At 31.5% G+C, this 13,454-nt stretch carries 14 protein-coding genes and 2 tRNA genes; 2 read left to right on the top strand and 14 right to left on the bottom strand.

Features of this window, described 5'->3' with window-relative positions:
• Positions 1–67: 67 nt before the first annotated feature.
• Entirely contained in the window at positions 68–1,249 is a 1,182-nt protein-coding gene (locus E0D87_RS06335; protein ID WP_130819790.1) for a hypothetical protein, read from the bottom strand.
• A gap of 100 nt (positions 1,250–1,349) precedes the next feature.
• On the opposite strand from E0D87_RS06335, the gene E0D87_RS06330 reads away from it, so the two are divergent.
• Positions 1,350–1,425 (top strand) — tRNA-Thr (locus E0D87_RS06330).
• A 105-nt stretch (positions 1,426–1,530) separates the two neighbouring features.
• On the opposite strand, the gene E0D87_RS06325 is transcribed toward E0D87_RS06330, so the two are convergent.
• The 3 genes from E0D87_RS06325 to E0D87_RS06315 form a co-directional block, all read right to left on the bottom strand.
• A tRNA-Leu gene (locus E0D87_RS06325) sits at positions 1,531–1,617 on the bottom strand.
• Between the two features lie 22 nt (positions 1,618–1,639).
• The gene (locus E0D87_RS06320) at positions 1,640–2,209 is read right to left on the bottom strand and encodes a phosphatase PAP2 family protein (RefSeq protein WP_130819789.1); all 570 of its coding nucleotides are present in this window, start codon (positions 2,207–2,209) and stop codon (positions 1,640–1,642) included.
• On the bottom strand, positions 2,206–3,564 hold the full coding sequence (locus E0D87_RS06315) for a CapA family protein (protein ID WP_130819788.1): 1,359 nt from the start codon (positions 3,562–3,564) through the stop codon (positions 2,206–2,208). The genes E0D87_RS06320 and E0D87_RS06315 overlap by 4 nt, the downstream gene beginning before the upstream one ends.
• Positions 3,565–3,755: 191 nt before the next feature.
• On the opposite strand from E0D87_RS06315, the gene E0D87_RS06310 reads away from it, so the two are divergent.
• Entirely contained in the window at positions 3,756–4,658 is a 903-nt protein-coding gene (locus E0D87_RS06310) for a diacylglycerol/lipid kinase family protein (protein WP_130819787.1), read from the top strand.
• Positions 4,659–4,780: 122 nt separating this feature from the next.
• On the opposite strand, the gene E0D87_RS06305 is transcribed toward E0D87_RS06310, so the two are convergent.
• The 10 genes from E0D87_RS06305 to E0D87_RS06260 all read right to left on the bottom strand — a co-directional run bounded on the left by E0D87_RS06305 (position 4,781) and on the right by E0D87_RS06260 (position 13,352).
• Entirely contained in the window at positions 4,781–5,905 is a 1,125-nt protein-coding gene (locus tag E0D87_RS06305; protein ID WP_130819786.1) for a hypothetical protein, read from the bottom strand.
• A 276-nt stretch (positions 5,906–6,181) separates the two neighbouring features.
• Complete coding sequence (lysS, locus tag E0D87_RS06300) at positions 6,182–8,080, bottom strand: lysine--tRNA ligase (RefSeq protein ID WP_130819785.1); 1,899 nt, start codon at positions 8,078–8,080, stop codon at positions 6,182–6,184.
• A 10-nt stretch (positions 8,081–8,090) separates the two neighbouring features.
• A complete protein-coding gene (gene greA / locus E0D87_RS06295) occupies positions 8,091–8,564 on the bottom strand; it encodes a transcription elongation factor GreA (protein ID WP_130819784.1) in 474 nt (157 codons plus the stop codon).
• Positions 8,551–9,531, bottom strand: coding sequence for a tRNA dihydrouridine synthase DusB (gene dusB, locus E0D87_RS06290; protein WP_130819783.1), 981 nt, complete (start codon positions 9,529–9,531; stop codon positions 8,551–8,553). The genes greA and dusB overlap by 14 nt, the downstream gene beginning before the upstream one ends.
• On the bottom strand, positions 9,509–10,300 hold the full coding sequence (locus tag E0D87_RS06285) for a type III pantothenate kinase (RefSeq protein ID WP_130819782.1): 792 nt from the start codon (positions 10,298–10,300) through the stop codon (positions 9,509–9,511). Before E0D87_RS06285 ends, dusB begins: the two co-directional genes overlap by 23 nt.
• Before the next feature lie 64 nt (positions 10,301–10,364).
• A complete protein-coding gene (locus E0D87_RS06280) occupies positions 10,365–10,856 on the bottom strand; it encodes a DUF986 family protein (protein ID WP_130819781.1) in 492 nt (163 codons plus the stop codon).
• Between the two features lie 33 nt (positions 10,857–10,889).
• On the bottom strand, positions 10,890–11,459 hold the full coding sequence (gene hpt, locus E0D87_RS06275) for a hypoxanthine phosphoribosyltransferase (protein ID WP_130819780.1): 570 nt from the start codon (positions 11,457–11,459) through the stop codon (positions 10,890–10,892).
• Entirely contained in the window at positions 11,449–12,813 is a 1,365-nt protein-coding gene (tilS, locus tag E0D87_RS06270; protein ID WP_130819779.1) for a tRNA lysidine(34) synthetase TilS, read from the bottom strand. The genes hpt and tilS overlap by 11 nt, the downstream gene beginning before the upstream one ends.
• On the bottom strand, positions 12,800–13,114 hold the full coding sequence (locus E0D87_RS06265; protein WP_130819778.1) for an FtsB family cell division protein: 315 nt from the start codon (positions 13,112–13,114) through the stop codon (positions 12,800–12,802). Before E0D87_RS06265 ends, tilS begins: the two co-directional genes overlap by 14 nt.
• Entirely contained in the window at positions 13,107–13,352 is a 246-nt protein-coding gene (locus E0D87_RS06260; RefSeq protein WP_130819777.1) for a S4 domain-containing protein, read from the bottom strand. The genes E0D87_RS06265 and E0D87_RS06260 overlap by 8 nt, the downstream gene beginning before the upstream one ends.
• Positions 13,353–13,454 lie beyond the last annotated feature (102 nt).

Here is a 13,454-nt window from a genome sequence, read left to right as displayed (position 1 = left end):
TTTATATAACAACTCCTTTAAAAAGCAAAAGATAGGACAACTCCTATCCTAAGCGCTTGTTTATTTGCTAATTTCCAGTTATAAAATTAATCTTATATTTCGGGAAATTCATGCTAATAATTCTTCCTCCAATGTTTTGATAGTTTTCTCCGCCAAAATCAAAGATATTGGAAGGATCATATAATACTATCTTTGAATGTTTCATATCGGATGGTTCTACTATAAGCTCAAACTTATACTTATCTCTATCCTTTGAATACATAATCAAAATATCAATAAACCTACCATAATCATAATCATTATATTGCTCAAACTCTAAATCAACTTTGTATTCCTTTTCTTCTACCATTTTAAATTTGGCATTTTTGCTAGTATAAGAAGAACTATCTCCAGTGTTTATGTTTGTTATTTTTAAGGTTGTGAAGTTCTTAGCTTTGCTATCATCCCTAGTTGCAAGATGAATGATATCAGTATTTGAAAGCTCCCTTTCAATCTCTTCAATCTTTTCTTCCTTGCTAGTTTCTTCGAAAAAATCATCCCTAACTTTACTGTCATAATCGTTAGCATTGGAATACTCATGACTATTATCTAAACCGTCATAAATCTTAATATCATCATCTAGATTTTTTCTTCTAATTCTTCTTCTAGTAGAGTTCTTTTTAGGTAAATCTTCTTTCTTTTCATTTAAATACTCATCTATATCATCAAACTCCATCTTGTCATTTATAAGTCTAACATCCTTATCGTTAAGATGTTTGTAGGTTGAAAAAAGCGTTCTAAAAATCATATACAAGAATGATAGGGAAGTCAAAAGACTTTTAATCTCTTGAGGAATATAATTATTAGAATCTATGATATTTACTAAAACCATTATAATAAAGGCCAAGGATCCGGTATATGCGAAAAATCCCTTTTTCTTACCCTTGTATTTACTTGCCTTAACTAAGTTAGTTGATGTTTTAAACAGTATCTTTCCTATTTTAAAAACAAAAACTATAGCACCTAATAGATACATCCCAGCTATCACATTATTTAATATAGGAAATACCTCGTATAGATTTATAGGTAATGATCTTATTCCATAGTCAATAGCAAATGTTATAGCTAATATCATCAATCCACTTTTCCTAAAAGCTTTTGAGGCTATGTAAAGAATTAGTAAGATTACAATAAATACTATTGGAATTAAGGTTATTCGATTGTTTATTAATAAATCACCTAAATTGTTTAATATGTTTGATAAATCCATAATAACTCCATACTAATAATTATATCAAATATCCTCAAACTTACAATAAAAATATAGAAAATGCACACAAAATAATAAATTTGTGGTAATATATAACTATGCTAGAATAGCTCAAGTGGTAGAGCAGCGGTATCGTAAACCGAAGGTTGCAGGTTCAAGTCCTGTTTCTAGCTCCATTTTTTTGCTAAATTTTAAATAAATATTGTATATAAAAACCCCAAAATCACCTATTAGATTTTGGGGTTAATCGTATTTAACTTGATTTAAATAAAAAAAAGTATTGGTGCCGGTGGTGGGACTCGAACCCACACGCCCTGGTGGACAACAGAGTTTGAGTCTGTCTCGTCTGCCAATTCCAACACACCGGCCTAATACCTTTATATTATACCATCACTTCATCATTTTGTAAATTAATTTCCTTCGTACTTCTCTATATGCATTCGTATTATATATCTTAAGTGCCAATATGCCAAGTAATATACCTATTATAGCTCCTGCCAATACGTCAGTTGGAAAGTGAACATAAAGATACAACCTAGAAAATGCAATTAGTATTGCAATTATTGCCATATACCAATTTATAATTTTTGACTTTGATAACATGAATAAAACTGTTACAAATGAAAATGCATATGAAGTATGGCCTGATGGAAAGGAGTTATCTGATAGATGTCTTATCAGTAAATCAGTAAACTCAAATGCCTCGTAGGGTCTAACTCTTCCAACAGATACTTTTAATAATATATTTACAATCAAAAGATTTAGAATAAATGATATGGTGATTACTTCTGCAATTTTTCTGTATGATTTAATAGAGAAAAAAACAAATATTAAACTTATCCAAAATATAGCGCCATTACCCAAGGCCGTAATTGTTACCATAATATCATCTAGTGTGTCTGTTCTCATATTTTGTATAGCGTTTAAGATATTTATTTCGTATTGGTTTAAAAAATTCATTCAATAACCTCGGTATTAACAGTTTCCATAGTCATATCATAGGCTTGTTTTATCCTAGCTCTTTGATTTTCATCTACTAGATCGTATTTATCTCCGCCTTCTAGGAAATCTTCGCATCTGTAGGTTTTTACACTAGCTCCATATTCATCATAAGTAGTACCCACCCATAAAGGATTATATTTAATATTTGATATTTTCTTCTTACCTGTTTTTTCATCAAGCTCAATATTAAGGTCTATGCTAAGGCTCTGTTCAACTCTAGCATCGCCAAACGATTCTAAAGATTGCATTGACACAAAGTTACCTAAAGCATATGCTATAAGTCCTTCTCTACCATCATCAGTAGTATATTTCTCAACAGGCTGAACGACATGCGGATGATTTCCTATTACTAAATCAGCTCCCCAATCTATCATATCGTGCCCTCTTTCTACAGTTTCTTGTATAGGATAAGATTCATACTCAATTTCCCAATGAGGATATACTATTACAAAGTATGCTCCCTTATCTTTTGCTTCTTTGATATCTTCCTTTATTAAGTCATCATGAATATAATTTACATAATCTACTTCATCTCTTACAGTTAGTAGGTCAACCTTGCCATTACACCCGTAGGTATAAGATAAAATAGCAACTTTTATGCCGTTTACATCTTTGTATAAGATTCTTTCACCATCATCCTTATGAGTTCCTACATAATCAAGCCCAGCATTTTCTATGGCATCAATTGTACTAAATACTCCTTCTTCGTCAGTATCAAGAGTGTGATTGTTAGCTGTTGTAACTACGTCAAAACCAGCATCCTTTATATTTTTAAGATAAACTCCTGGTGTATTAAACGCAGGATAACCAGCGTATTCTCTATTAGGATTTGTCGTAGTTTCGTAATTTGTTATAGAAAGATCGGCATCTTTTACATAGTCTGATATATAAGAAAACTGGTTGGAGAAATCATATTCTCCTCCTCCATAATTTAGGGCATATTGAACTTGTTCAAAGTGAGCCATAGTATCACCAAAGAACTTTATCCTGGCTTTTTTAGAATATTCTTCATTATCTTCATCTTCAAAGTTTAGGATTTTCTTCTTTGGTTTTTCTTTCTTTTTTTCATTATCCTTATTCTTTGCTAATGACTTTTCCCAATTTTTCTTAGCCTCAGACCTGTCTTCCTTAACTTCTTCTTTACTAGAAGCTTTTTCAGTAGTATCTGGCTTTTTAGCAATATTATCTATATTATTTATAAGCTCATCTACAGATTTTGGACTTGTATCTATATTATCATCCTTGTTAGAGCAAGACGCAAATAAGAGCACTAACAAAAATATAGTCATTATTCTAAATCTTTTATTTTTCATAAACACTCCTCTAATCTATTTTAACATAATTAAAGAAAACTCTCTAATCTATACCAAACTAGAGTTTAATTTTGAAGATACAATAACCATACCACACTATCTTATTAATTTTAGACTTTTTAACTACAATTATACAAAATTAATCTACTTTAATTAATAAGTATATTTAGTATAATAAATCTGGAGAAATTATGAAAAAAGTATTGATAATAATTAGCTCAAAAGCCGGTAAGAGCGAGCTAGAAATAAAAAAAGAAGATATACTAAAGGTATATGAGGAAAATAATATAGATTACGAAGTTCAAATTGAGGAAACACTCTACAAGGGACACATAGAAAAATTAATAGACGATTTCGATAAGGAAAATTTCGAAAATAAATATGCAATCATTTGTGGTGGTGATGGATCACTAAATGAGCTTGTAAATGCTTGTTATGGCAAGGATATAGCTGTTGGACTCGTACCAACAGGTACAGGAAATGATTTTGCAAAAAATTTCGATTATACGAATTTTAATGTCAATAGCATATTTAAGTTTACAACAAGTCCTATTGACCTTATTCGAATAAATAACAAGCTTTGTGTAAATGTAACTAGTCTAGGATTTGATACACACGTTTTAAAAGGAGCTTATGATATACTAGAAAAAGATTCATCACTAGGTAAAAAAGCATATATATATTCTGTAATTAATTCCTTAAAAGAAATAACTTATGAAGATTTAGAAATTGAGCTAAAAGACCTGTGCGGTAATATAATAACTATAAAGGGTAAATATCTGATTAGCGCCCTTTGCAATGGATCATATTATGGATCTGGTTTCAATCCAGCTCCCCTAGCTAAGATAAATGACGGGCATATTAACCTAATAACTGCAAGTAAAATACCCTTTTACAAATTGCCAAATATGATAATAAAATATAAAAATGGCAAACACCAAAAAAGCCCTTATTTAAATGAGTACAAAACTTGTGAGGGTGTTATAAAATCCAGTAAATCATTCTTAGCTAATATAGACGGAGAAATATTTGAAACAGATAAAATAGACTTTAAAGTTCTAAAAAAAGCAATCAATTGGATATATTTCAACTAAAAAAAGTTCCTAGAAATCTCTAGGGACTTTTAGATTACTATATTAATACAATTATTTATCATTGGTAAATAAAAAGCGAGAAACAATCTCGCTTTTTTGTGTTTATTTATTTTTAAAATAAATTATCTTCTTTTAGATTTGAATAAAGCTGCTGATGCTGCTGCAAGAGTTGCAACTACACCTGTAAGTCCAGCAACACCTGTTTTAACGTTTGTGTTAGCTTTAGCTGGAGCTACAACTTTAGTTTCTTTAACTGGAGCTTTAGCATTGCCAGCTACTTTGTTAGAAGCTTTAGCTTCTTCAATAACTTCACCTGTTTCAGAGCTGATTTTCTTAAGTGGTGTTGGGTTACCAACAACTTTTTTAGCAACAGTTCCTTCAACTGGTTCGAAATTTGTGTGGACGTAGAATTTACCATCTCTAGCTTCTACGAATGCTCCTGGGAATGCCTTTAGAGCTTCTTCAGCTGTAGCAAATTCGTATGTTACTTTTGGAGCTAGTTGAGTGTAGATTACGTATTTTCCGTTTTCATACATTGGTTTTAAATCTTCGAAGGCTTCGAAAGCTTCTTCTTGTGTATCAAATGTATATTTTAGAAGTGGAGCTTGAGATGTGTAAACGTAGTATTTACCATTTTTAGCTTCTACTTCTAGGTTAGGAAATACATCTGTTGCAGCTTCTACTGAGTCGAATTCGTATCCGATTAGTGGAGCTTTGTCAGAGTATACTACATATCTACCATTTTCATACATTGGTGTAGATCCTGGATAAGCTGCTACTGCTTCTTGAACACTCTTAAAATATCTTGGGTTATTTTCTTTTGAAGTTTTTGGAGCATCTTTTTTAACATTTGCTGATCCAAATGGATCTTCAGCTTTGTTTAATTCAACATTGTTAAACTCTTTTCCATTTTCTAGATATTGGAACTTTGGAGCTTCAGCTTCTGTAAATTCAGGATTTTTTGGATTTCCTTTTGAATCTTCAAATTTGAATGAAGGTTGTTCAGCTGGAGTTAGTTCCTTAACATTACCATTTTTGTCAAGGTTGTAACCTGGTTCCTTGAATTTTGGTCTTTCAGCATCTGTTAGAGGAGCGTTATTTTTAGCTACATCTTCTTTAACTTGTTTTTCTTCTTTTGTTAGAGCAAATTGTGATTCTGCTGGTGTAGGATCTTCTTCTGCATAAGATGTTCCACCAAGAACAAGACCAGCAGCAAGTGCCAATGCTAATACATTTCTTTTTTTCATTATGATAATCTCCTTTTTATTTTCATCTTTGATACTTAAATTATATACTAATTGTGTAGAAAATGCAAGCAAATTATGTGGATCTATTTACATTTTTTCTAAATATACTTTACACAAATAATACATATTCTTGTATCACTAATATTTTTACCCCTTATTATGACAAAGTCAAATTCTCTACATAATTGTTTTAGTGTTTATTTCAAAAAAATACATTATCTCTAAATTTTTTCATAGAAAAAGCGAAAAGTTATAAAAACTTTCCGCTTGTATTAACTAATAAAGTTTAGCACCTGCTGGTATTCTATTTGAAAGAATGATTAAATTTAGTCTTTCTTCATCTTCTTCCTTGTGTACTGCAGATAGTAGCATACCTTGACTTTCTACGCCCATCATCTTTCTTGCTGGGAGGTTAACTATAGCAAGAAGAGTTTTTCCTACTAAATCTTCGGCATCGTAATAGTTCTTAATACCAGAAAGAATTGTTCTCTCAGTACCTGTACCATCATCAAGAGTAAATCTTAGAAGTTTTTTGCTCTTTGGAACTTCCTCACAATTTATTACTTTAACTGCTCTAAAGTCTGATTTAGTGAATGTTTCAAAGTCAACGTCTTCATATATATCTTCGATTTGTACTTTTGAGAAATCAATTTCTATTGGTTCTTCATCAATAGAATCAAGTTTTTGTTTGTTTGAAGCTTCTTCTTTTTCTTGACCTATTGGCTTCATTGTAGGAAATAGCAATACGTCTCTAATTGAGTGTTGACCTGTTAGAATCATGATTAGTCTATCAATACCAATTCCTAAACCACCTGTTGGAGGCATACCTACTTCTAAGGCATTTACAAAATCATAATCCATCATTTGAGCTTCATCATCACCTGCTTCTCTTTTTGCAACTTGGTCTAAGAATCTACCTTTTTGATCTGCTGCATCATTTAATTCAGAGAAGGCATTGGCAATTTCTGCACCATTAATGAATGCTTCAAACCTGTATGTCAAGCTATCATCATCATTTTTTCTTTTTGCAAGTGGAGATATTTCTACTGGATAATCAGTAATAAATGTAGGTTGGATTAGTTTATCTTCTACAAATTCATCAAAGAATTCTGCAATGATTTCTCCAATAGTTCCTTTTACTTCAACGTTGTTTTCTTTAGCTTTGGCTACAGCTTCGTCATAATCACTGATTTCATTAAAGTCTACACCAGAATATTCTTTGACAGCATCAATCATTGTCATTCTCTTCCAAGGAGCTTTTAGTTCGATTTCATTGCCGTCAAACTCCACTACAGTTGTGCCTTTTACTTTTTGAGCAACTGTTTCAACCATAGTTTCGGTTATTTCCATCATATCTTCAAAGTCGCCGTAAGCTTGGTAAAGTTCCATTGTTGTAAACTCAGGATTGTGAGTTGCATCCATTCCTTCGTTTCTAAACATTCTTCCTATTTCATAAACTTTATCAAATCCACCAACGATTAGTCTTTTTAGATATAGCTCAGATGCGATTCTTAAATACATCCCAATATTTAAACTGTTGTGGTGAGTTGTAAATGGTCTTGCTGTTGCTCCACCTGCAATTGTATTTAGGATTGGAGTTTCAACTTCCAAGAATCCTCTACCATCCAAGAATCTTCTAATTTCTGAGATTATTTGGCTTCTTTGTACAAAGACATCCTTTACTTCTGGGTTAACTATAAGATCTAGATATCTTTGTCTATATCTTAGGTCTGGATCTTTGAGACCGTGCCATTTTTCTGGAAGAATTTGTAGAGATTTAGTCATTAGTACTGGTTTTTCAGTTTCTATTGATATTTCACCTTGATTAGTTTTAAATACCTTGCCGTCTATACCAACTATATCACCAATATCATATTTTTTTACTTGCTTAAATTCTTCACCGATAACATTTTTACGGTTTACAATTTGGATTTGACCGGATTCATCTTGGATATCCATAAAGCTCATGTTTCCATGACCTCTCTTAGCCATGATTCTTCCGGCAATTCTTACTTCTTTGCCATCGTAGTCGTCAAAGTTATCTTTAATTTCATTTGATGATATTCTACCTTTGAAATTAACAATTTTGTGTGGATCACGACCTTCTTTTTTTAGATCTTCAAGCTTGTCTCTTTTGATCTTTAGCATCTCATTTAAGTCTTTGTTGTCAGCCATTTTCTCTCCTTTATTTAATATTTTTGATTACAAAATACATCTTTCCATTAGGTGTACTTACTTCAACTCTTTCGTTAACTTTCTTACCTATTAATGCTGCTCCAACTGGGCTTTCATTTGAAATATATCCTTCTAGTGGATTAGATTCAGCAGTACCTACGATTTTATATTCTAAATCTTCGTCGAATTCTTCATCATATACAGTTACTGTATTACCAACGCCAACTTCATCTGAATTTTCGTTTACCTCGATTGTTTTGGCATTTCTAATCATATCTTCAACTTTTGCTATTCTTGATTCTACTTCACCTTGTTCATTCTTGGCTTCATCGTAGTCAGCATTTTCTGAAAGGTCACCAAAGCTTCTTGCAACTTTAATTTTCTCTGCTATTTCTGGACGTTTTTTTGTTTTTAGATATTCTAACTCATCTTCAAGTTTTTCAAGATATTCTTTACTTAATATTACTTCTTTATTTTCTGTCATAATTATCCTCTAAATATTTCCTATATTCATCGAGTAGATCAAAAATCTCCTCGCTTGTTCTAAGTTTGTTTACCCTATCTCTGTATGATGCAGCTTGTGGGAGTCCCTTTATATACCAACCGACGTGTTTTCTCATCTGATTTATCACAAGTCTTTCTTCCTTGTAAGTAAGAGATAAGTCATATTGTCTTTTGATAGTATCTAATATGTCGTCGTAGGTTGGATCTTTTATTTTTTCACCTTTTAGATAATCTTTAATTTGCCTAAATATAAATGGGTTTCCCATTGCACCTCTGGCTATCATTACTCCATCTGCACTTGTAGTTTCGATTATTTTTATATAATCTTCAACTGAGAAGCAATCTCCGTTTGCGACTACTGGAATACTTAAAGCTTCTTTAAGCTTTCTAATATCATCCCAATTCGCCTTGCCAGAGTATTGTTGAGAACGAGTCCTAGCATGTAGGATGACATAATCAACTCCAGCATCTTCAAGTGCTTTACCAAAATCAATATAATTTATAGAACTTTCATCTATCCCTAGCCTAAACTTGACATTTACCTTTTTATCAGTTGCATCAACCAATGTTTTTGCAATTTCTTGAGCTTTTCTTATATCACCCATAAGGGCTGATCCTTGACCATTTTTAAAAATCTTGGGAGCAGGACATCCCATATTAAAACTTATTTCTTTAAAATCATCCCTAGGATTTATTTTCTCTTTTACAACTTTTTCAATAATGGCTGGATCGTTGCCAAAAATTTGTATGTTGCAATTTTTCTCAAGATCTGACCTATACATTATCTCACGAGTAGCTTTGTTATCATATAACAAAGCGTTTACAGATACCATTTCAGTGAAGGTTTTATCAGCACCATTTTCTTCACAGATTATCCTAAAGGCTGCATCTGTCACTCCAGCAAGCGGAGCTAACATTATTGGTTTATTTATCATGATTTCTTTCATAAATTAGCATTAGACCTTCAAGCATTAGGTCAGGTTCTATTATTTCTATATATTTACTTGAAGCTGAAATCAACTCTGAATACCCACCAGTAGCGACGATTTTAATATCGTCTGGATTGATCTTGTATTTTTCTTTGATTTCATTAATTAATACAGAAATAATACTATCAATCATTCCTATATATCCAAAAACTATACCTGCATTAATGCTATCTGGCGTGTTTTTCCCTATTGCACTTTCTGGTTGCATCAATTCAATTTTAGGTAACATAGCAGTTGAACCAAATAGTCCGTCTTGGGCAATCCTTATGCCTGGTGCAATTGATCCTCCTAGATATTTCTTATCTTCGGTAATCACATCAAATGTAATGGCTGTTCCCATATCTACGACTATGGCTGGACCACCATATTTGCTAAAAGCTGCTACTGCATCGACAATTCTATCTGCTCCAACTTCTTTTGGGTTTTCATACTCTATTGTAAGAAAAGTAGGAGTTTCAGAATCCACCACTATAGCTTCCTTGTTAAATAGCTTTCTATTTGCAGATTGCCAGTTATACATAACATCCGGTACTACACATGACATAATCGTATCTTCGATATCTGCTACGTCTATTTTTTTAATTGCCAACATATTAAATAAAGTAGCCACCAATTCGTCACTTGTTTTTTTCAAATCGGTCGCCACTCTAAATTTAGATTTTAAATTTTCTTTCTCATAAACACCTATAACTGTGTTTGTATTTCCAATATCTATTACTAGTAACATCGTCGCTCCAATTCACATTCAAATTAACCCTAATATAATACGTTTATTGGAGCAAATTTCAAGCTTACTTGCCTAACTTATATTTTCTAATAAGGGTATTTATTCTTTCGATATCAGCTTTATTTACCTTCGTTACTTCTCTATTTTCACCTTTTTGATCTTTAACTAACATTACAAAATCGCCGTTTTCTGGGTCAAATCCCCATTTTTTGATTTGTTTATATGTTGAAAATGCTGCATTTGACAAAATTCCATTTTCTGCCACATATAATTTTGACCTTGTTGAGATTGCAAATACTACAGCAAGGGCAATCATAACTACAGCAGTTAGCATATTTTGCTTGTTATTTTGCACATATCCAAAATATAAGTTCACAATTCCCGTAACAGTTAATACAGAAAATAGAATAACTTCAAAAGTTGATGAAGGACGTTTAAAGCTTTCGATATTTCCTTCAAGTTTTTTCTTATCTTTCATTTGTTTAATAATTCTATATAAGAAAAATACAACTATAACACCATAAAGTATAATTATCATCGAATCAAAACTTTTCATACTAACTCCTTAAAAATAAAATAGGCCAAAGACCTATTTTACATCCTCAATATCTTCATAAAATGATCTCTTTAAAATACCTATGTAAGGCAAGTTTCTGTATAACTGATCATAATCTAGACCAAAACCTACAACATATTCGTTTGGTATTTTAAAGCCTGACCAATCTGGTTTTATTTCTACTTCTCTTCTTTCAGGCTTATCTAAAAGAGTTACAATTTTAACATCTTTTGCTTCTCTATTGATTAGATTTTCTTTTGTTTTTCTTAATGTGTATCCTGTATCAATTATATCTTCTACAATCAACACTTCCTTACCTTTTACATCAATATCTAAGTCTTTTAGGATTTTAACATTTCCGGAAGAGTAAGTGTTTTCTGCATATGATGATACAACCATAAAGTCCATCTTCATATCAATCTTTAAACTTTTGGCAAGTTCTGCCATAAACATTACAGATCCCTTTAGAATACCTACAAGAATAACTTCGTCCTTGTCTTTGTAGTAGTCGTTGATTGTTTTTGCTAATTGTTTTATTTTAAGCTTCAAGCTTTCTTCATCTATTAACACTCTGTCAATAATTTCACTGTAATCAGTTATCATCTTCTACCTCTATTTTTATAATATTTTTTGTTGAAGGATCAACTTTGTAATCCTCCGAGCTTCTTAAACCAGTTACCCAAATTATATCATCTTTTGACAATATTATTGGTATATTATCTCTTTTAAACTTATCTACTTTATAGTCTATAAAAAGATCCTTGAGCTTTTTTCTATGGTTCATGCCTATAGGTTTTATAAAATCACCGTTTTCTCTGAATCTTACCTTTAGAGGAAAGCTAAGCTTATCCATATCGAAGTATTCGACATTTTTGGCTTTTTTCTTTCTATAAGAGTCTACCTTTGTAACCTTTATTTTATAAGTTCCAAATCTAATTTCATCTCCTATATCTATTGAAACATCAGCAAAAATTTTTGCATTTGGTTTATTAATATAAAGCCTATATTGATTATATGACTTTGTAAGGATTAAATCATCTTTTATGATAGACTTACCATTATCAAGACTAATAATTTCTAAAAATCTATCTATATTTTCTTTGCTGATATCTCTGATTTCGCCTTTGATATCCAAAATCGCTCTTCTTAGTATCTTAGCTCTCAATGAATCATCTAATTTATCAAAATCTCTCCTATTAAGACTTACAAAACTATCTTTTGATTCTAGCAATACTTCAGCATACAAATTTTCTATATATCTATCAGTAATACTTGTTTCGTCAGATGCTATATGAGATAAGTTTACCAAAGATTTCTTAAAATTGGGGTTGATTTTTTCGATTTGTGGAATAATATCAAGCCTTATTTTATTTCTAGTATAGTCTGTCTCGTTGTTTGTTTTATCTATGTGATATCTAATGCCATTATCATCTAAATAAACTAGAAGGTCTTGTTTTTTAATATCAAGAATAGGCCTTATGATATCATCATTTTTGTAGGTCATAGCTACCAGACCGTTTACTCCTGTTCCACGAATTATTCTCATTAGAACTGTTTCTGCTTGATCATCTAAGGTGTGAGCTACTGCAATCTTAGGATTTCTATCTTTTTCAATACTTCTAAAAAACTCATACCTCAATCTTCTGCCAGCATCTTCTGGAGATATTTTCATCTTTTTAGCAAAATCATCCATACTTTGGGATTTTGTCACAAAACGAAGACCTAATTTTTCTGCTGTTTCTTTAACAAGCATCTCATCTTCTTTAGCTTCCTTCCTATGAAGGTGATTAAAGTGAGCAAGAATTATATCGAATTTCAATTCATTTTTTAGTTCATTTAGAGCATAAACAAGAAACTGACTATCAGGCCCTCCACTGGCACCAACTATAATCAAATCATCTTTTTCTATCAGATTATTATCTAAAATAGTTTTTCTTATATCATCAATTATTGTCATCTTCGTAGACCACTTCTGATTTTTTGACCATATCAAGTCTATCTCTGGCTATTTTTTCCTTAAATTCATCAGTATTTCTTTTTTCGTAATCATCTTTTAGCTCTTTAATCTCTGCTTGGAGACTTTCTTTTTTCTTTACTGAGGAATGAATTTCCTTATCTAGACTAACCATTTCTCTATTTACCTTAACTCCATAGGCATAATATGAAAGACCAGATATTAGTAAAACAGCAAAAATCGTTAACAAAAACCTCTGGTTTTGCTTTCTTCTCCTTTTAAGGTATGAATTTTTCTTAGCCATCTATTACCTCATACATGCTGGTGGCAGTATTCTTTTTAGCTCCATCAATCAAGCTAAGCACCCTAACTTTTAATGTGCTTGTTCCAAATACAACCTCCACCACATCTCCTTCTTCTACAAGGCTACCTGCTTTAGCTATCTTATCATTGATGGTAACTCTACCATTTTCACAGGCTTCCTTTGCCACTTGCCTTCTTTTAATTATCCTTGAATTTTTCAAAAATTTATCTATTCTCATACCTATATCTTACTTTATTTAAACTTTTATAGCAAAACTTATAAAAATGATATGCCAATTTATAAAACAAGCTATACCAACAATCTAAAGTATAATGGGTTT

This window comes from Anaerococcus vaginimassiliensis (assembly GCF_900626155.1).
In the GTDB taxonomy this organism is placed as follows: Bacteria; Bacillota; Clostridia; order Tissierellales; family Peptoniphilaceae; genus Anaerococcus; species Anaerococcus vaginimassiliensis.
This window is presented reverse-complemented; position numbering and strand designations above follow the sequence as displayed.